Source organism: Oceanobacillus locisalsi (assembly GCF_042675985.1).
GTDB classification, from domain to species: domain Bacteria; phylum Bacillota; class Bacilli; order Bacillales; family Amphibacillaceae; genus Oceanobacillus; species Oceanobacillus locisalsi.
On the sequence record NZ_JBHTKK010000002.1, the window covers coordinates 369,996 to 388,408 of the forward strand.

Genomic DNA, 18,413 nt, shown 5'->3' on the forward strand with positions numbered 1-18,413 from the left:
AAAATGATAATAATTATTATCTGGATTCAGTTTGGATGAAATATGGGATAAGGAAGTTTGATGAACTCCTGTCGGGAAAGGCTTTGCATGTTATGAAGATTTGGCATTTGGTTACATTATTAATTCTTTTTTCGTTTGCTTCCGTTTTTCTGGGAGTAACTGATTTGTCACCAACACATATTTTTAACCTTTCTGAGGCACAGCAGCAGGTTTTGCTGACAAGCCGCCTTCCTCGACTCGCCAGTATTGTAATAGCTGGAGCGAGTATGAGTATTGTCGGTTTGATTATGCAGCAGCTGAGCCGTAACCGCTTTGTTTCGCCTACAACAGCTGGAACAATGGACGCAGCAAGACTCGGTATTTTAGTATCTTTAATGGTGTTTACGGCTGCCAGTCCGCTTCAGCAAATGCTCATTTCTTTTGTGTTTGCGTTACTTGGTACTTTCGTATTCATGAAGATATTGGAAAAGGTTAAATTTAAAGACGCTATCTTCATTCCGCTGATCGGCTTAATGTTTGGAAATATCATCAGCTCTGTCTCTACTTTTATCGCGTATCAGAATGACTTGGTTCAAAATATGTCATCCTGGATGCAGGGAGACTTTTCCATGATTATGAGCGGGAATTATGAGTTGATGCTGGTCAGTATTCCTATCCTGATTGTCGCTTATGTTTTTGCGAATAAGTTTACCATTGCAGGAATGGGTGAAGATTTTGCAAAAAATCTTGGACTGAATTACCGGCAAGTGGTAAATATCGGCTTGACTATCAGTGCGCTCGTTACTGCTTCTGTCGTATTAACGGTAGGCGTGATTCCATTTTTAGGACTGATTATTCCAAACGTTGTTGCTATTTATCAAGGTGACCATCTAAAAAGAACATTAATGCATACCGCTTTACTTGGAGCCGTATTTGTTCTGTTCTGTGACATCATTGGAAGGATTGTTATTTACCCATATGAAATTCCAATCAGCCTGACAGTTGGAGTTATTGGAAGTGCTGTATTTATCTTCCTTCTGTTAAGGAGGAGAAAATATGGGCTATAAAAAAAAGACATGGATACTCGCCGCTGTTGCAGTTATTTTTATGGCATTGTATATATGTTATGATCTGACTGGAAATATCAGTTATATCCTGCCAAGACGTTTACTGAACTTACTTGCTATTTGTTTAACGGGCGGAGCAATTGCATTTGCAACAACCATTTTTATGACAATTACAAACAACCGCATTTTGACACCGAGTGTTCTGGGTTTAGATTCGTTATATATGCTGATACAGACGATTATTATCTTTTTCTTTGGATCGAATATGATGGTGCTTTTAGGTGGTTCTGTCAATTTCCTGATTTCAGTTAGCTGTATGATGCTCTTTTCACTTATGCTTTATCAGTTTCTGTTTCGAGGCGAAAAGAACAACATTTATTTTCTGCTGTTAATCGGGATGATCTTAGGTACTTTCTTTGGAAGTTTTACAGACTTTATGCAAGTATTAATCGATCCGAATGAATTTATGATGGTCCAGGATCGGATGTTTGCGAGCGTCAACAATGTGAATACGGATTTATTGTATATCTCTTTGGGGATTATTGCTATAACACTTATCTATTTTATGCGTTTTTACAAATACTTAGATGTTTTAGCCCTTGGCAGAGATGATGCAATTAATTTAGGTGTACCGTATCATTACGTAGTAAAAAGACTGCTCATTATCGTTGTTATTTTTATTTCAGTAGCAACTGCTTTAATTGGCCCAATTACATTTTTAGGACTACTTGTGGTGAATGTTTCGTATGAATTAATGAAGACCTATCGTCATTTTTATATTATATGGGGAGCAGTACTGGTCAGTATTATTGCTCTTGTCGGCGGGCAATTTATTGTAGAGCGTCTGTTCACTTTCAGTACAACGATTAGTGTCATCATTAATTTTATCGGCGGAATTTACTTTATATACCTATTGTTAAAGGAGAATCGGAAATGGTAAAACTGAAGAATGTTTTCAAAGCCTATAATCAAAAAAAGGTTATAGAAGACGTGTCCTTAGATATCGAAAGAGGAACAATAACTTCTTTTATTGGTCCGAATGGTGCGGGAAAAAGTACGCTTGTATCCATGATTAGCCGTCTGATTGCCAAAGATGATGGAGCAATCACAATTGACGGTAAAGATATCATGCAGACAAAGAATAATGAAATGGCTAAGAAAATATCGATTCTGAAGCAAACGAATGCAGTAAATCTTAAATTGACGATTCGTGAGCTTGTGTCATTTGGAAGATTCCCTTATTCACAAGGAAAATTAACAAAGGTGGATGAAGAGAAAATTGATGAAGCCATTGACTATATGGAACTTCGCGACATGCAGGATAAGTATTTGGATGAATTAAGCGGTGGACAACGTCAGCGTGCGCATATTGCAATGGTTATTGCACAGGATACCGAATATATCCTTTTGGATGAACCGCTGAACAATCTGGATATGCGTCACTCCGTGCAAATTATGAAAACGTTGCGCAATCTCGTCAACGAACTGGGCAAGACTATTTTGCTAGTTATCCATGATATCAACTTTGCTTCCTGCTATTCGGATCATATTGTAGCATTAAAGGACGGCAAAATTATCAAACAAGGCAGAACTTGCGATGTGATTGATGAATGTGTATTGAAAGATATCTATGAGATGGATATTGACATTAAGGAAATTGATCAGAGAAGAATTTGCGTTTATTTCTAGAAAAAAAAAGATAAAAAAAAGTCCATTAATATCAAAAGATATTAATGGAACCAAGTCCACTTTCTATTGTAACGTAAACGGGTAAGCAGGTAAATCATTTTGCCTGGCAGTTTTAAAAAAGTTTATACTTTTGTTGCATAAAAGTCATCGATATTGTCATCAGAAAGCTGAGTGACAATTAAATTTTCTAAAAAATGATATAATGAGGAGATAAATAATATGAAAAAATCACTATTATTTTTAATATTGGCATCTTTTTTACTTGTTTTGGCAGCTTGTGGTTCATCGGATGATTCCGGCAATGCAGAAGAGGGAAACAGTGAATCAGAGGGTGAAGATCAAACGGTAACGATTGAACATGAATTAGGAGAAACCGAAGTTCCCGTGAATCCTGAAAAGGTTGTTGTTTTTGATTTTGGTATCTTAGATACACTAGATCAATTGAATATTCCTGTAGAAGGTGTCGCAAAATCAGGAACTATCCCTTCTTATCTAGAGGAATATGAAAGTGATGAGTATGAAAATATTGGCGGTTTAAAAGAACCTGACTTTGAAAAAATTGCGGAAATTGATCCGGACTTAATTATTATCTCCGGCCGTCAAGCGGATAGTTACGAAGAATTGCAAAAATTAGGTCCGACTGTACACTTAGGTGTTGATACAACAAGATATATGGATTCATTTGAAGAAAACATGCATAAAGTTGGTCAAATATTTGATATCGATGATCAGGTAAGTGAAGAGCTGCAAACCATTGAAGATAATATAACAGCATTGCAAGACAAAGCTGAAAATGCCGGAGATGCTTTAATCATCTTGGCAAATGATGATAAAATAAGCGCGTATGGGCCGAATTCCCGCTTTGGCATTATCCATGATGTATTTGATGTGTCTCCAGCAGATGAAGGAATTGATGCTTCTACACATGGAATGAATGTATCTTTTGAATATGTGATGGAAGAAAATCCGGATACCCTTTATGTTATTGACCGTGGAGCAGCGATTGGCTCAGAAGGAGAAACAAATACAACAGACCTGGTAGAAAATGACTTAACAGCAAATACGGAAGCATCTGAAAATGACCGTATCTTCTACTTGAATCCAGATGTATGGTATCTATCCGGCGGCGGATTACAGTCTGTTCAGGAAATGATAAATGAAATTGACGAAAGCTTAGAATAACGAAATAGAAAAAAGTTCAGCTGAAATAATAGCTGAGCTTTTTTCGTTATAAAGTATAAGTGGAAACAAGATTCACATTATTTTCAATCTCTGTAGAAAGCTGACGTGATCACCTTGATTGCCATAAAGAAAAATTTATAACTCGAAAACTTGAAATTATAGAAGCATGTATGATTGAATGATACATACAAACTTTAAAGTGAGGGATGTTTACATGAAGAAACTGTCATTGAGCATATTAATGATAATAACCATGCTTTTAGCGGCATGTGGAAATGACGATAGCGGAAATGAACAAGAAGAAGGAAATCAAGAACAAGAAGAAGCTGGACAGCAGCAAGAAGGAGGAGGAGAAGGTGAACAACAGCAGCCTCAACAGCCGGAACCAGTTGAATTCTCCGATGAAGAATTTGTAGAAGAGGACACACCTGTTGTTGTTGTAAATGGCGAAGAACTGCAGGGAAACGACTATAATACTGCTTATTCATTAGTGAAAACCATGATGAATCAAAATGGTCAGGATGTATCGGATCAAGAGGCACTGCAAGATGAAACAATCAACTTCCTTGTGGAACAAGAGCTTATCATGCAGGAAGCTAATGATGAAGGTGTCGAAGTAACAGATGATGAAGTACAGGAACAAATGGATGCAATGAAAGCAAATGGTGAAGAGCAATTTCAAGCTTCTCTTGATGAATTAAATCTAAGTGAAGACCAATTTGAGCAACAGCTTAGATATAATTTAGCAACCACGAAATATATGGATGAAGCATTTGATGTCGACGTAACAGACGAAGAAGTAGAAGAAATGTATGAACAGTTGCAAACACAGATGGGCGACCAGGATATGCAGGATTTGGATGAAATCAGAGATCAAATTGAAGACATGGTAGCACAGAACAAACAGCAGGAAGAATATGCAAATAAAGTGGACGAACTGACTGAATCTGCAGATGTGGAAGAACAACTGTAAATCTTTTTGAAACCAAAAATAAGGAAGTGCTCCTCTCAGCAGGAGGCACTTCCTTATTTTTTATAAAAATGTATTAATCGCATCTACTAAACTGTAAGTACCAAGAAAAGCAACTACAGCAGTAACGAGCCAACCTAAAATATTTAACCACAGCTGGTTCACATATTTGCCCATTGCGTTTTTCTTATTTACAACAATCATAATGAAAATGGCGATGACAGGTAAAATGATGCCATTTAACGCTTGGGCGACAAGCAATACTTCCAGCGGTTCAAATTCAATTGCCGAAGTAATAATACCTAAAATAATAACAGCACTGAAAACGGCTTTATATTTTTTATTGGCGAATCCACCTTCCCATCTCATAAAGCTGCTTACAGTTACAGCAGCCCCCATAGGTGAAGCGATAGCGGATGAGAACCCGGCAGCAAATAGGCCGATACTAACAAAGAGTGGAGCTAAGTTCCCCATTAAAGGTTCCAACGGAGAAGCAAGCTGAACGACACTGGTAACTTCTGTGCCTTGAATTAATGCACCAGCTGTAATTAAAATCGCAGCGGTAATAAGCCCGCCTACTGTTATAGAGAGAATAGTGTCTGTCCTTACTGCTTTTAAATCATTCACATGCCCCCATTTTTCGCTTACAGTGGATGCATGAATAAAGAAATTATATGGAACAACGGTGGTACCGATTAAAGCAATAATCATCAGAATAGATCCTTCTGGTATAGACGGAAGGAAAGCCCCTTCAAGAACACGGAGAACATCTGAAGCAGAGACAAACATGGTTGTGATGAATGTAATACTCATGATGATAATTAAAACAATCATCACTTTTTCGATAAACTTATATCCGCCAAGTAAGTTCAGGAGTAAAATGATAATTCCGATAATTGGCGCTACATAATTTTCAGGTATCCCGGTTAAATAAGAAACACCCAGAGAGGTTCCTAATAAATCTCCGCTTATGTATGCAGCACATCCCACACATACGGCAATCAGTACAATCCATACAGATGCAAATTTCAGAACTTGGTTTTGGAATAATTCTCGAATATTTTCTCCCAGCCCTTGCTTGGTTACAATACCAATCCTGGCTACCATTTCCTGCAGGATAATTGTAGCTAAGATAGAAAAAATAACAGCCCATAATAACGCAAAACCAAACCCTGCACCTGCGCGTGTTGCGGTAGTTACCGTACCCGGACCGATAAAGGATGCGGTAATAATCGCACCAGGACCAATGATTTTAAGTTTCTCAACAAACTTTGATTGCGCCAAGTAAAACTCCTCCTTTGTTTAGTAAATAGTAAAGAGGGAATCCCCCCCCCCTTTACTATTTACTAGGCATTTAGCGAAGCATTTCGCAAGCTGATTTTTCTAGGCATGCCCGCCGTGAATGTGACCTGCCAGTACATACAACACGGCTGTGGATACAAAGTGTGCTGAATTTTGATTGAAATCTTGCTGCGGATAAACTTCCACAAAGTCCATTCCGCATAGACCGCGTTTAGCAAATTCATAAATCATTGTAAGCAGCTCGTAAGAAGTCAATCCATTACCATCCACTGGTCCGCCCGGATTGAAAGCAAAATCAAGGACATCACTGCAAATTGTTAAATAGACAACATCGACATCTTTAGAAGCCATTTCATAAATTTCGTTCGCATATTTCTTTAAATCGCTTTGTTCACGAATATCATTAATGGTCAATGTCACAGCGCCGGCGTCTTTTGCGTATTTGCCCGTTTCCGGTTTGTTGCGGGGGCCTTTGATTCCTGTATGAATCAAACTTTCATTACGTACACCCTCTGTTTCATATAAACGCATAAAAGGGGTGCTTCTCGCAAATTTATCGCCTTCATGATGCGGCATATTATCATAATGGGAATCGAGATGGATGATGCCAACTTTCTTACCAGTATTGGTTAATCCTTTGACAACGGGATAGGTAATACCGTGATCGCCACCCATTCCTACCAGAAACTTGCCGCTTTTCCAGAGATCCTCTGCAAATGCTTCAATCCGATTCATGGTTTCCGGTACATCATGCGGAATGATACCAACATCACCGACATCTCCTAAGCTTAAATGATCTTCTACATTAATATGGTCTAATTCCGGCAGATAAGTACTATATCTGGCGGAGGATAAACGGATTTGTTTTGGACCGAGTTCGCAGCCGGTATAATCTCCCCATGTGCAGGCACCTTCCCAGGGAACACCATAAATTAATACATCTGTATCATACTCCTTTGTACTTGTCAGGTTTTTAGCGCCTAATAAAGGAGGCGTATTTCCATAAATATTTTCAGTCATTGTCATTTCTCCTTTTTGAATAGTAGTAGGTTGGTATATTATTCCTTAAATCATTATAGAAAGATAGATTCGATAATAACTCAACACTCGCACCTAAGAATAAGCCTTGCTGTTCGAAAATGAACATGTACTTTATTATCAGCGGTCATCGTACACTTATCTTCTCATCTTTCTCAACAGCTGTACGGAATAGAAGTTATTTTCTAAAGTGCGAAAGCCGAGATAATAAGAAATAAGGGGTTGAAATAGAGACAACTTTAAACAATCTCCTATTTATATATTCACTTTTGAAAAAAATTAAAACCTTTTATTTCAGCTTATAAAAAGCCGTTAGAGAATGTCCCTAACGGTTTTAAAAAATGTATGCTGTTTAATTAATAATAATGCCTTATTCTTTCGTAATTCTATCGATAGCATGTAATAGCTTCGTCATCTGTTCTTTTGTTCCGATGGAAATGCGCACATAGTTTTCCAGTTTGGGTTTATTAAAATAGCGTATTAAGAAACCTGCTTGTTTCAATTCAATGAAGAGTTTCTCTGCTTCTATATCTGCTGGAGAGGCGAGCACAAAATTCGCTTGAGAAGGAAGTACATAAAAACGTCTTTTCTCTAATTCCTGCCGAAAATCCTCTCGCGTTGCTATAATTTTCTGCCGTGTTTTCTCAAAATAAGCTGCATCCCGAAATGCTTCCACTGCGCCGGCAATAGCTAACCGGTCAATGGTATAGGAATTAAAAGAGTCTTTCACCCGCATCAATCCCTCTATCAAGTCGGGATGCCCCATCGCCATACCTACACGCAGACCGGCAAGCGACCGGGATTTAGATAGTGTTTGTACAACTAGTAAATTTGAATAATTATCTATTAATGAAACAGCGGACTTTTTAGCAAAGTCAATATAAGCTTCATCTATAATCACTACTTGATCCGGATTGTTTTTCAAAATCTCTTCAACTGCTTCCAATTCCAAATACAGGCTGGTCGGCGCATTCGGATTTGGAAAAATAACGCCGCCTTCAGAATGGAAGAAAGATTCATAAGGGATAGTAAAACCATCCTCTAAAGTTACTTCTTCCACGTCCAGTTGATAAAGTTGCGCATATACCGGATAAAAACTATACGTAATATCCGGGTATTTAATGGTTTTTCCAGGTTCAAAGAATGTCATAAAACTAAGTGCAAGCACTTCATCTGATCCGTTGCCAACAAAAATCTGTTCTTTTTTCAGCCCATAGAAGCTGCCAATCTCTTCTCTGAGTTCATCGACAGTAGGGGAAGGGTAAAGACGTAAGTTTTTCTCAGCCTCTTCCTCAATCGCTGCCAGTACTTTTGGAGAAGGAGGAAAGGGATTTTCATTCGTATTTAATTTAATGATGGAAGGATCATCCAACTGCTCTCCAGGAATATAAGGTTCCAGCTGTTTAATGAATGGATTCCAGAATTTACTCACGATGCTGACCTTCTTTTTCAATATGACGTTCCTTTAGTATTTTTTTAATGTCTTGAGGATGAACACCTTGTTCTTCCATTAATACAAGCGAGTGGTACAATAGATCAGCCAGCTCATTCGTTAATTCTTCCTTATCATGATTTTTTGCCCCGATAACTACTTCTGTCGATTCTTCACCGATTTTTTTAAGGATTTTATCAAGTCCTTTGTTAAACAGATAAGTCGTATAGGTGCCTTCTTGCGGGTTTTCTTTACGGTCTTTAATTTTATCGGTCAACTCGTTAACCATGGCGAATAGCGGTTTTTCCGTTTCCAGTATGGTTGTTTCAAAACAAGTTGTTGTTCCTTTGTGGCATGCAGGTCCAAGCGGCTGTACTTGAACAATTAATGCATCCTGATCACAATCTACGGAAACTTTTTTCACCAGCTGTTTATTTCCAGAAGTCTCTCCTTTATTCCAGAGCTCGTTGCGGCTGCGGGAATAGAACCATGTTTCACCGGTTTCTAATGTTTTGTAGAAGGCTTCCTCATTCATGTATGCTAAGGTTAATACTTTCCCTGTTGCGTAATCTTGGATGATGGCCGGAACCAGGCCGTTTTCATCATATTTTATTGTAATCTCCATTATGCTTTCCTCCTCATTGGTATGCCTTGTGAGGATAAATAATCTTTTAATTCCGGAATAGGAATCTCCTCGTAATGAAAGACAGATGCAGCAAGTGCGGCATCAATGCCTCCTGCAAAAGCTTCTGCAAAATGCTCCGGTTTGCCTGCTCCGCCGCTGGCAATAACAGGGATATTCACAGCTTCTGCTATATTTTTAGTCAACTCCATTTGATAGCCATTTTTTTCTCCATCTGCGTCCATCGCATTGACAACAAGTTCGCCAGCGCCAAGTGCTTCTCCGCGTTTTGCCCATTCAACAGCGTCCATTTCAGTGTCTTTTCTTCCACCATTAATAAATACATGAAACGAACCGTCCGCTGTTTTTTTAGCGTCTATGGAAAGCACGATACATTGACTGCCGAACTTATCAGAGGACTCTTTAACTAACTCCGGACGCTGCACAGCTGCACTGTTTACCGATACCTTATCTGCGCCGGCATGGAGCACACTATGAATATCTTGTACGGTACGGATGCCGCCGCCGACCATAAAAGGAATGGCAATTTCGCGTGCTACATTTTCAACGACATCCAAGAAAATGTTCCGCTCTTCATTGGAAGCGGTAATGTCATAAAAGACGAGCTCATCTGCACCTTCGCGATTATAACGGGAAGCTAATTCCACCGGGTTAGCGACATCTTTAATATCTTGAAACTTTTTTCCTTTAACGACCCGGCCTTTGTCTACATCTAAGCAGGGAATAATTCGTTTAGCGAGCATGATTGTCCTCCTTTATGACATCTTCCAGCTGAATCGTACCGTCATACAGTGCTTTTCCGATAATCGCACCATAAAGGTTAAGTTCTTGGAGGTTGGTGACATCTTCTTTTCGGGAAACGCCTCCGGAAGCTATAATATTCATATTAGTCGCTTCCTGCATGGCTTTCAGTTCCTCCAGATTCGGTCCGCGCAGCATGCCATCCTTTAAAATGTCGGTATAGACAATCGTTGTTAAACCGGCTGCTTCTAATTCTTTCGCCAGGTCAGCAGCTTTTTTATCGCTGTTTTTTGTCCAGCCATCTGTAGCAATATAGCCATTTCGTGCATCAAGAGAAACGGCGATTTTATCTCTATACAATCGAATTGCTTCGGTAAGCATATCCCAATCAGTTATAGCTGAAGTTCCAACAATAACACGGGCAGCCCCGCCTTCCACATATTCTCTTATTGTTTCTAAGGAGCGAATACCGCCGCCGACTTCGACAGGGATGGATAATGCCTGGATGGTCTGAAGGATGACTTCTTTATTTTGAGCTTCTCCGGTTTTTGCGCCATCTAAGTCAACCATATGCAGAAAGGTTCCGCCAGCCTCCTGCCATTTTTTTGCTGTTTCTACAGGAGAGTCATTATAGATTGTCTGCTGGTTATAATCTCCCTGTTTTAAGCGTACACAGTTGCCATCTTTCACATCAATTGCTGGAAAAATGATCATGAAATCATCTCCTCGTAATTTTTCAATAATGCAATACCGATATCCCCGCTTTTTTCCGGGTGAAATTGCATACCTGTCACATTTTTATCCTGTACAATCGCAGGTACGCGACCGCCATAATCTGCACTGGCAACCAGAGTATGTTCTTCCAGTCTATCGATTGCATAGGAGTGGACGAAATACACATACGGATTTTCGCCGAGCTGATGGAACAAGCTCTGCGGCTGATTGGATTGGAGGATGTTCCAGCCCATATGCGGAACTTTCACGTTATCTGAAATACGTTTCACAGAACCGGACAGCAGGCCAAGTCCGGCACACCCGTCATTTTCTTCACTAAATTCATAGAAAAGCTGCATTCCGAGACAAATACCTAAAATCGGTTTACCTCTTGCTGCTTCCTCTTTTAAAATCGTATCTAACTGGTAACGCTCCAGTGCTTCCATTGCATCTTTGAATGCGCCGACGCCGGGAAGGATAATAGAATCTGCCTGATCAATTTCTTCCGGGTCCATGGTCAGCTTTGAGGTTTTCCCTAATTTATCTAATGCAAATTGCAGGCTTTTAATATTCCCTGCACCGTAATCAATGATGGCAATCATATTTCAGACTCCTTTTCACATTTTATAGACTTCCTTTGGTAGAAGGAACACCTTTAATGGTTGGATCGATGGATACAGCTTCGCGGATGACGCGCCCGAGCCCTTTGAAAATTGATTCAATCATATGATGTGTATTCGTTCCATAGAGTACTTCTACATGCAGGGTCACTTTGGCATGGCTAGTAAAACCGATAAGAAATTCTTCCACTAATTCTGTATCAAAATTTCCGACTTTATCTTTTAATCCATCTACCCGGTAAACCAAAAAAGAGCGGCCGCTGATATCGATAGAGGCAGTGGAGAGCGATTCATCCATTGGTGTTGTCGCGGTAGCATAGCGTTTAATGCCTTCCTTCGTCCCTAAAGCTTCCTGAAATGCCTGGCCAAGGACAATACCGATGTCTTCTACCGTATGATGCTGGTCCACCTCTAAATCTCCATCACAGGCTACTTGTAAATTCAATCCGCCATGTTTTGTGAAGAGCGTCAGCATGTGGTCTAAAAAGCCGACGCCTGTGTTTAGTTCGGATTTTCCTTCTCCATCCAGGTTAAGTGCAAGAGATATATTGGTTTCTTTTGTTTGCCGTTCTTTTTCAGCTTGACGCATTGTCGTTCTCCTTTCGAATTCGAATGGCATTAGCATGACCGGACAGGCCTTCTGCTTCTGCAATTGTAATAATGGAATCTGCATAATCGAGCAGCCGTTCTTTGGAATAATAAATGGTGCTTGACTTTTTCATAAAATCATACACGCCGAGCGGAGAAGAAAAACGTGCGGTCCCATTTGTCGGCAGAGTATGGTTTGGACCTGCAAAATAATCTCCTAATGGTTCACTGGAATAGGCTCCAATAAAAATTGCACCAGCATGCTTGATTTTTTCAACTTGTTCTTCCGCACGTTCTCCCATTAATTGCAGATGCTCTGGTGCAATGGCGTTAATAAGCGCTATAGCTTGATCTTCGTCATCACAGATAATGATTTTTCCGTTTGCCTGGAGGGATTCTCGAATAATATCCGCACGCTCTAGTAAGGAAGTTTGCCGGTCTACTTCTTTTTGTACTGCTTCTGCATAATTCGCATCCGTCGTCACGCAAATGGATGTGGCATCTTCGGCATGTTCCGCTTGGGATAATAAGTCAGCAGCAACGTAAGAAGCAGGAACAGTGTGGTCAGCAAAAGCACAGATTTCACTCGGCCCTGCGATCATATCAATGGCAACATCCCCAAACACCCATTTTTTCGCACGGGCAACATAGGCATTGCCGGGACCGACAATTTTATCTGTTTTCGGAATGGATTCCGTACCATAAGCTAAAGCTGCGACGGCTTGAGCACCGCCGATTTTGTAAACATCCTGTGCGCCGGCAATTTTCGCTGCAGCCAGCACAACCGGGTCAATGCTGCCATCAGAACGGGGAGGAGTAGTGATAACCACCTGTTCAACACCAGCAACAACAGCTGGAATAACATCCATTAAGACAGTAGATGGATAGCTTGCTTTTCCTCCTGGAACATAAACCCCGACACGATCCAGCGGTGTAACCTTTTGTCCAAGTCGAATGCCGGGCTCTGGACTGAATTGAAAACCTTCTTCTTTCGTTCTTTGCTGATACTGGCGAATGTTTTCTGCCGCTTCTGTTAATGCCTTAAAAAGCACCGGCTGTTCCGCTTTTACTTTTTCATAAGCAGTACGCCATTCTTCTTCCGAAACAGATAAGGAGGATAAATCAGCCTTATCAAAATTTCTCGTATAAGCAAATGCTGCTTCATCTCCGCTGCGCTGTACAGCACGGATAATTTCTAACACTTGCTCGTCTAAGTTTTGCTGCATCAGCTGTGTTTCTTTTTCTGTGTTTGCTGCATTTTGTTTATATGTTTCATAACGGAGAATTTGCATTTTCTTCACCCACAACCTCTTCCAATTTTTTTAATACGTTCTGAATTTCTTTGGAACGTGTCACAAAGCTTGCTTTATTAACAATAAATTTCGTACTGATGGTTTCAATATCTGCTAATACTTCAAGTCCATTTTCACGCAATGTACTTCCTGTTTCGACAATGTCAACGATGTAATCGGCAAGACCGATTAACGGCGCCAGCTCCACAGAACCGTTGAGATGAACCGTTTCAATGGTCTGATTCCGTTTTTCAAAGAAATTTTTAGCGATATTTGGATATTTGGTGCCGATGGTTAAGGATTGGTTATCGGGAAGCGTTCCGCCTTTTTTTCCGGCAACAGAGAATTTACATTTTCCAATCCCTAAATCAAGGATTTCATACACATCAGCCTCTGTTTCGATAATATTATCTCTTCCGACAATCCCAATATCAGCTGCGCCTTTTTCTACATAAATCGGAACATCCATTCCTTTTAAAAAGATTAATCGTAACGTTTTATCTTTATTGAAGAAAACAAGTTTACGTGTTTTTTCATGAAACCCTTCAAAATGGATTCCAGCTGCTTCTAATAAATCAATGGATTGCTTCGCAGGGCGTCCTTTTGCTAAAGCGATAGTTACTGGCTGCATCATTCAACGTCCTTTCTTATATACCAATCCAGAAATTCTTGATCTGTTTTAAATTCCTTGGATTCTTGTTGTTTACTATATACCAATCTGTCAGCGTTTACGAGTAATTCCGGCGATTCTGTGTATGCTTTTTCTTTTTTAGGAGTATGGATAATCACAGCAAGATTGGCTGCTCTTAATGATTCGGCAAGTTGAATCGCACGTTTACGTTCAGAACTTGCGTAATCTAATCGGAGAATTTCTTGTTCTGTCAAAGTGCAGGTAAGCAGTTGAACAAGTAAATCGACTTCAAATGCAAATCCGATAGCTGGTGTTTCCCGGTGAAAAGAACGGCTTAAATAATCATAGCGTCCACCCATCATAATTGGCTGGCCGAGACCTTCTGCAAAGCCTTGAAATATAATTCCGGAATAATAATTCATATGATTGATCAGCCCAAGGTTAATCGAAATATAGGAATCAACTTGGTAATCTTGGAGAAGTTGATAAACTTTAGATAAATAGTTCAGCTCTTCCCGCATACGGTCTGTAGAAATGATGTTCTCCGCTTCATGAATAACGAAGTCGGCATCACCGTATAACATCGGAATTTTACGAAGTTTCTCAATCAACGTGGCATCCAGTCCCAAGTCTTTTAAAAACGGAACGATTTCTGAGACATTTTTGGATTGGATATATTGATCCAGCTGTTTTTGCTGCATCGCAGTGAGATTCGCTTCACGCAGCAGTTCTTTATAAAATGTTGCATGGCCGATTTCCAGTTTGAAAGAAGGAATCTCTAATTCTTTTAAACTGGTAACTGCCAAAGCAATCAACTCTGCATCTGCTTCCGGAGCGCGTTCTCCAAATAGTTCAACACCAGCCTGTGTGCGGGAACGTTCCTCGGTTGTAGAGCGGAAAATATCCAATACATAAGCCAAACGGCTGGATATCGCTTCCTCTTGCAAGTTTGTATAATACCGGGAAATCGGAATCGTTGCATCCGGGCGCAGAACGAGTACCTTGCCTGAGGAATCAACCAGTTTTAACATATCAGCTGTATCGACAGTTCCTTGCACATCATTATATAAATCATAATCTTCAAATACAGGTGTCTCTACCTGTTGATAGCCAAATGTGGTGAATCGATCGGTTAATTTATGAATGACATAACGTTTTTTAGAAAATTGTTTCGGGTAGAACATATCATGAAGTATTTGTTTGTTTTTCATAAAATTTCTCCTTCTAATGAGTCACTTTACTAATTTAATGCTTTATCTAATTAAAGTTATTTAGTATTATAGTAATGTTCAGAAAAAAAGTCAATGAAAGGGGCATAACTTTTATGTATGATTTTCATATGCACTCGAATTTCTCTGCGGATTGTGAGGCAGGGATGGAGGACATGATTCAGGAAGCGATTAGAAAAGGACTCAGTGAGATTGCATTTACAGAGCACTTGGATGTGGATTATCCGGATAAGGAATGGGATTTTACCTTTGATCCGGAAGCGTACCAAAAACAATTAGAAGGATTACGGGAGAAATATCAGGATGACATTCAAATACGAAAAGGGGTTGAAGTAGGTGTCCAGCCGCATGTTCTTGGACAAACCTCTGATTTTATTAAACAATTAAATCCGGAATTTGTCATTTGTTCCATGCATTCAACAGATAGAAATGACTTGCACTCCGGTGAATTTTTTGAAGACAGAACAGTGGATGAAGCGTATCAGCTTTATTTCGAAGAGTATTACGAATGTATCAGGAAATTTAAAGATTATCATATTATAGGCCACCTTGATTTAGTAAGCAGATATGCATCTGGAGGATGGGAGCATGTTCCAGTGGATATTCTGGAAGAAATTTTAAAGCTGGTTATTTCAGAGGGCAAAGGAATTGAGTTAAATACTTCGGGCTATAAATATGGTATGGAAGCGCCGCTGCCAAGTAAAAATATATTACGTTTATACCGCAATCTTGGCGGAGAAATCATTACGCTGGGATCGGATGCGCATCGCCCGGAAGAGATAGGTTCTTATTTTAAAGATGCGAAAGAGATACTCACAGATTGCGGTTTTTCTTATATATGCAGTATAAATGGAGAAGAAGTGCGTTATCACTCGATAAAGTAAACGTTCATCTTCTCTGCTGATTCGGACAATCCCCCTTCTTTTTCATACAAAGGAAGGGGAGATTGTTTGTCCGGAAACAACATCGGATGAACAGGCTAGGTTGCAAGTGTGTTTATCTCCTTCGATAGAAAAAAGTTGCGCTAAATAAAAGCACTTTTTCAACATATTTGTGAATTTGTAAACGTTTTAATAGAAATGTGTTACGATAGAAGCAGAAGTAGAATATGAAATCGGAGGGATAGGAATGCGTACAGATATTTTAGTAGCTTATGACGGATCCGACCTTAGTAAAAAAGCGGTAGAAGAGGCGAAAAAACAAACCAAACTGGCAGAGGAGGCAGTATTACATGTGGTAACGATTATTTCAAACAGCGGACCCACTGTAAATGCTGCTCTGGCCCGCAGTTTTATGAATGATCTGGCGGAGGAAGTCCGCCCAGCTGTTGACAGTGTTCAAGAAGAACTCGAACAAGAAGGAATTGCGTGTAAAACAGATATTTTGATGGACTATTCTTTCCGTAATCCTGGCGCACAATTAATTGATTATGCGAAAGAAAAGGATATCGATCTAATGGTATTAGGAAGCAGAGGTCTTGGAGGTGTAGGCCGACTAATATTAGGAAGCGTCAGCAGCCAAGTGGTTCATCAGGCGCCATGTAAAGTAATGATTGTGAAATAAAAAAAAAGAAATCTAAAGCTTTGGGGCATATATCTACCTTAGCTTTAGATTTTTTATTATCGTATGATAGCAGTATTTGTAAGATGATGCTGCCAAGCTTAAGGTTTCCTCTTGTTTGGATGCAGCAGTTCCTCAACCTGATAAAACGATTCCCAATAATATTGTATGTAAAAGTAAAAAAATGCTTGACCAATCATAAGGGTCTATGTATAATTTAAATCGTAATAATTACGAAAAGTAATCATTACGCATTAAGGAAGGAGCATCTGTTATGAAAAAATTTTGGCAAATAGGACTTATTTTGGGCTTTATCAGTTTTCTGTTTATAGCCGGATGCCAATCCGGAGAAGGAGAAGCAGACAGTCAGGAGGAAGATACTGACAACCAAGAGGAAGTAAGTGAAGAAGAGGAGCATCATCATGATCATGGTGAGGAACAAGCTTCTTTTGATGATGTACCAGAAAATATAGAAATAGAAGGGTTATCCGACCATTATCATACAGGTGATGTTTTTAAATTAGAAGCAGTAACAGAGGAAGAAGGATTGGATCATTGGCATTGGTACATACGTGATTCTTCTGACGAGGAATGGACAGTAGCAGAAGATCAATATGAAGACTCTTATATGGGAGATGCAGAAGTAGACGGGCAAGAGGTGCTTGCTGTTCTTTATGATGATGATCATGAGCCGGTTGCTAAGTCACCTGTTACCGAAATCACGATTGATGACCACTAGGATGGACATCACCATCATCATAGAGACGATGAAGAGAGCTGGCAGATCTATGAAGGATATTTTGAAGACGAGCAAGGAGAAGATCGTCCGCTTAGTGATTGGGAAGGAGACTGGCAATCTATCTACCCATATTTAGAGGATGATTCTTTAGATGAAGTATTTGAACATAGGGCGGAAGAAAGTGACGATATGACAGCCGATGATTACAAAGATTGCTATACGGCTGGTTACGAAACCGATGTCGAGCGTATCGTTATTGATGGAGATGAAATCACTTTTTACCAAAACGGTGAAGAGCACACAGGTACGTACGCTTATGACAGCTATGAAATTCTTGAATATGAAGCAGAAAACGCGGCGTTCGTTATATTTTCGAACTAGAGGGAGAAGCAGATGAACATCTGCCGGCATATATTCAATTTAGTGATCACGGAATCGCACCTGGTGAATCATGGCATTTCCACTTGTGCGTAGGAGATGAAAATGAAGACTTATTAGAAGAAATGGATAATTGGACGACTTACCATCCATCTGATTTAGGTGAAGAAGAGATTATGCATGAATTAATTGTCCACTAAGGCTTAAAGCAAATGGAATGCTGCTAAAAAGGCAGGTTCTATTTGCTTTTTTTCTGCAAATAACTCAACTTACGCCCTTTAAAAAGTAATTTCTATTCCGTACAGCTGTTGAGAAAGGTGAGAAGGTGAAGTGTAAGGCTACCGCTGCGGCGGACCGTTTTGCTTTCCGACGTACAAATATTTTCGATGGGACGAGTAAGCAAAGGAAGTTCGACCAAGGTCGATCCTTCCTTAATCTTTCCTTTCTGTGCATGAAAGTTATTCTTGATATGAGACTCATACTGTCATGTAACTGAAACACCAGAATGATTGGTTATTTAGGCTTAAAAGCGATTACTTCATCAGGTTGTTATTTTTCTAAACGCTGTAGTATCCCATCAGAGCGCAGGGCTTGGCCGGAGTGGGAGCTACACATCATA

General features: G+C 39.7%; 19 protein-coding genes and 1 pseudogene. 9 read left to right on the forward strand and 11 right to left on the reverse strand.

The window, feature by feature from the left end; all coding sequences use genetic code 11:
* The first annotated feature begins 92 nt into the window (after nt 1-92).
* The 5 genes from ACFQ19_RS03945 (at nt 93) to ACFQ19_RS03965 (ending at nt 4,890) form a co-directional block, all read left to right on the forward strand.
* Complete coding sequence (locus ACFQ19_RS03945) at nt 93-1,046, forward strand: ABC transporter permease (protein ID WP_379590803.1); 954 nt, start codon at nt 93-95, stop codon at nt 1,044-1,046.
* Entirely contained in the window at nt 1,036-1,986 is a 951-nt protein-coding gene (locus tag ACFQ19_RS03950; protein ID WP_379590733.1) for an iron chelate uptake ABC transporter family permease subunit, read from the forward strand. Before ACFQ19_RS03945 ends, ACFQ19_RS03950 begins: the two co-directional genes overlap by 11 nt.
* Nucleotides 1,980-2,735, forward strand: coding sequence for an iron ABC transporter ATP-binding protein (locus tag ACFQ19_RS03955; protein ID WP_379590735.1), 756 nt, complete (start codon nt 1,980-1,982; stop codon nt 2,733-2,735). The genes ACFQ19_RS03950 and ACFQ19_RS03955 overlap by 7 nt, the downstream gene beginning before the upstream one ends.
* A 219-nt stretch (nt 2,736-2,954) precedes the next feature.
* Complete coding sequence (locus tag ACFQ19_RS03960) at nt 2,955-3,917, forward strand: siderophore ABC transporter substrate-binding protein (protein ID WP_379590736.1); 963 nt, start codon at nt 2,955-2,957, stop codon at nt 3,915-3,917.
* A 214-nt stretch (nt 3,918-4,131) separates the two neighbouring features.
* Nucleotides 4,132-4,890, forward strand: a complete 759-nt coding sequence (locus ACFQ19_RS03965) for a SurA N-terminal domain-containing protein (RefSeq protein WP_379590737.1) — start codon at nt 4,132-4,134, stop codon at nt 4,888-4,890.
* 60 nt (nt 4,891-4,950) lie between these two features.
* Here ACFQ19_RS03965 and ACFQ19_RS03970 read toward each other — a convergent pair whose 3' ends face one another.
* The 11 genes from ACFQ19_RS03970 to hisZ form a co-directional block, all read right to left on the reverse strand.
* Nucleotides 4,951-6,171: an Nramp family divalent metal transporter gene (locus ACFQ19_RS03970; RefSeq protein ID WP_379590738.1), complete on the reverse strand. Its 1,221-nt coding sequence runs from the start codon at nt 6,169-6,171 to the stop codon at nt 4,951-4,953.
* A gap of 99 nt (nt 6,172-6,270) precedes the next feature.
* Nucleotides 6,271-7,209, reverse strand: coding sequence for an agmatinase family protein (locus tag ACFQ19_RS03975; protein WP_379590739.1), 939 nt, complete (start codon nt 7,207-7,209; stop codon nt 6,271-6,273).
* A gap of 388 nt (nt 7,210-7,597) precedes the next feature.
* Nucleotides 7,598-8,659 carry a histidinol-phosphate transaminase gene (hisC, locus tag ACFQ19_RS03980; protein ID WP_379590740.1) on the reverse strand — a complete coding sequence of 354 codons (1,062 nt, stop codon included), beginning with the start codon at nt 8,657-8,659 and terminating at the stop codon, nt 7,598-7,600.
* Nucleotides 8,652-9,284: a bifunctional phosphoribosyl-AMP cyclohydrolase/phosphoribosyl-ATP diphosphatase HisIE gene (hisIE, locus tag ACFQ19_RS03985; RefSeq protein ID WP_379590742.1), complete on the reverse strand. Its 633-nt coding sequence runs from the start codon at nt 9,282-9,284 to the stop codon at nt 8,652-8,654. The genes hisC and hisIE overlap by 8 nt, the downstream gene beginning before the upstream one ends.
* Nucleotides 9,284-10,045, reverse strand: coding sequence for an imidazole glycerol phosphate synthase subunit HisF (gene hisF / locus ACFQ19_RS03990; protein WP_379590744.1), 762 nt, complete (start codon nt 10,043-10,045; stop codon nt 9,284-9,286). Before hisF ends, hisIE begins: the two co-directional genes overlap by 1 nt.
* Complete coding sequence (hisA, locus tag ACFQ19_RS03995) at nt 10,035-10,757, reverse strand: 1-(5-phosphoribosyl)-5-[(5-phosphoribosylamino)methylideneamino]imidazole-4-carboxamide isomerase (protein WP_379590746.1); 723 nt, start codon at nt 10,755-10,757, stop codon at nt 10,035-10,037. The genes hisF and hisA overlap by 11 nt, the downstream gene beginning before the upstream one ends.
* Nucleotides 10,754-11,359: an imidazole glycerol phosphate synthase subunit HisH gene (gene hisH, locus ACFQ19_RS04000; protein WP_379590748.1), complete on the reverse strand. Its 606-nt coding sequence runs from the start codon at nt 11,357-11,359 to the stop codon at nt 10,754-10,756. Before hisH ends, hisA begins: the two co-directional genes overlap by 4 nt.
* A gap of 22 nt (nt 11,360-11,381) precedes the next feature.
* Nucleotides 11,382-11,966 (reverse strand): imidazoleglycerol-phosphate dehydratase HisB, encoded by a 585-nt coding sequence (hisB, locus tag ACFQ19_RS04005; protein ID WP_379590749.1) that lies wholly within the window; start codon nt 11,964-11,966, stop codon nt 11,382-11,384.
* Nucleotides 11,953-13,257, reverse strand: a complete 1,305-nt coding sequence (hisD, locus tag ACFQ19_RS04010; RefSeq protein WP_379590805.1) for a histidinol dehydrogenase — start codon at nt 13,255-13,257, stop codon at nt 11,953-11,955. The genes hisB and hisD overlap by 14 nt, the downstream gene beginning before the upstream one ends.
* Entirely contained in the window at nt 13,238-13,888 is a 651-nt protein-coding gene (hisG, locus tag ACFQ19_RS04015) for an ATP phosphoribosyltransferase (RefSeq protein ID WP_379590750.1), read from the reverse strand. Before hisG ends, hisD begins: the two co-directional genes overlap by 20 nt.
* The gene (gene hisZ, locus ACFQ19_RS04020) at nt 13,888-15,099 is read right to left on the reverse strand and encodes an ATP phosphoribosyltransferase regulatory subunit (protein ID WP_379590751.1); all 1,212 of its coding nucleotides are present in this window, start codon (nt 15,097-15,099) and stop codon (nt 13,888-13,890) included. Before hisZ ends, hisG begins: the two co-directional genes overlap by 1 nt.
* 113 nt (nt 15,100-15,212) lie before the next feature.
* Here hisZ and ACFQ19_RS04025 point away from each other — a divergent pair, with 113 nt between their 5' ends.
* From ACFQ19_RS04025 to ACFQ19_RS04040, 4 genes and pseudogenes are all read left to right on the forward strand, one after another.
* Nucleotides 15,213-16,001: a histidinol-phosphatase HisJ family protein gene (locus ACFQ19_RS04025; protein WP_379590753.1), complete on the forward strand. Its 789-nt coding sequence runs from the start codon at nt 15,213-15,215 to the stop codon at nt 15,999-16,001.
* 244 nt (nt 16,002-16,245) lie between these two features.
* Nucleotides 16,246-16,680 carry a universal stress protein gene (locus ACFQ19_RS04030; protein ID WP_379590755.1) on the forward strand — a complete coding sequence of 145 codons (435 nt, stop codon included), beginning with the start codon at nt 16,246-16,248 and terminating at the stop codon, nt 16,678-16,680.
* Nucleotides 16,681-16,951: 271 nt separating this feature from the next.
* Nucleotides 16,952-17,416, forward strand: coding sequence for a hypothetical protein (locus tag ACFQ19_RS04035; protein ID WP_379590757.1), 465 nt, complete (start codon nt 16,952-16,954; stop codon nt 17,414-17,416).
* A 45-nt stretch (nt 17,417-17,461) separates the two neighbouring features.
* Nucleotides 17,462-17,994, forward strand: a pseudogene (locus ACFQ19_RS04040) (ZinT/AdcA family metal-binding protein).
* Nucleotides 17,995-18,413 lie beyond the last annotated feature (419 nt).

Excerpts from the sequence above, each read along its gene's own strand:
- ACFQ19_RS03945 (WP_379590803.1), top strand. The coding sequence starts at position 93 with ATGAAGATTTGGCATTTGGTTACATTATTAATTCTTTTTTCGTTTGCT.
- ACFQ19_RS03950 (WP_379590733.1), top strand. The coding sequence starts at position 1,036 with ATGGGCTATAAAAAAAAGACATGGATACTCGCCGCTGTTGCAGTTATT.
- ACFQ19_RS03955 (WP_379590735.1), top strand. The coding sequence starts at position 1,980 with ATGGTAAAACTGAAGAATGTTTTCAAAGCCTATAATCAAAAAAAGGTT.
- ACFQ19_RS03960 (WP_379590736.1), top strand. The coding sequence starts at position 2,955 with ATGAAAAAATCACTATTATTTTTAATATTGGCATCTTTTTTACTTGTT.
- ACFQ19_RS03965 (WP_379590737.1), top strand. The coding sequence starts at position 4,132 with ATGAAGAAACTGTCATTGAGCATATTAATGATAATAACCATGCTTTTA.
- ACFQ19_RS03975 (WP_379590739.1), bottom strand. The coding sequence starts at position 7,209 with ATGACTGAAAATATTTATGGAAATACGCCTCCTTTATTAGGCGCTAAA.
- hisIE (WP_379590742.1), bottom strand. The coding sequence starts at position 9,284 with ATGGAGATTACAATAAAATATGATGAAAACGGCCTGGTTCCGGCCATC.
- hisF (WP_379590744.1), bottom strand. The coding sequence starts at position 10,045 with ATGCTCGCTAAACGAATTATTCCCTGCTTAGATGTAGACAAAGGCCGG.
- hisA (WP_379590746.1), bottom strand. The coding sequence starts at position 10,757 with ATGATCATTTTTCCAGCAATTGATGTGAAAGATGGCAACTGTGTACGC.
- hisH (WP_379590748.1), bottom strand. The coding sequence starts at position 11,359 with ATGATTGCCATCATTGATTACGGTGCAGGGAATATTAAAAGCCTGCAA.
- hisB (WP_379590749.1), bottom strand. The coding sequence starts at position 11,966 with ATGCGTCAAGCTGAAAAAGAACGGCAAACAAAAGAAACCAATATATCT.
- hisD (WP_379590805.1), bottom strand. The coding sequence starts at position 13,257 with ATGCAAATTCTCCGTTATGAAACATATAAACAAAATGCAGCAAACACA.
- hisG (WP_379590750.1), bottom strand. The coding sequence starts at position 13,888 with ATGCAGCCAGTAACTATCGCTTTAGCAAAAGGACGCCCTGCGAAGCAA.
- hisZ (WP_379590751.1), bottom strand. The coding sequence starts at position 15,099 with ATGAAAAACAAACAAATACTTCATGATATGTTCTACCCGAAACAATTT.
- ACFQ19_RS04025 (WP_379590753.1), top strand. The coding sequence starts at position 15,213 with ATGTATGATTTTCATATGCACTCGAATTTCTCTGCGGATTGTGAGGCA.
- ACFQ19_RS04030 (WP_379590755.1), top strand. The coding sequence starts at position 16,246 with ATGCGTACAGATATTTTAGTAGCTTATGACGGATCCGACCTTAGTAAA.
- ACFQ19_RS04035 (WP_379590757.1), top strand. The coding sequence starts at position 16,952 with ATGAAAAAATTTTGGCAAATAGGACTTATTTTGGGCTTTATCAGTTTT.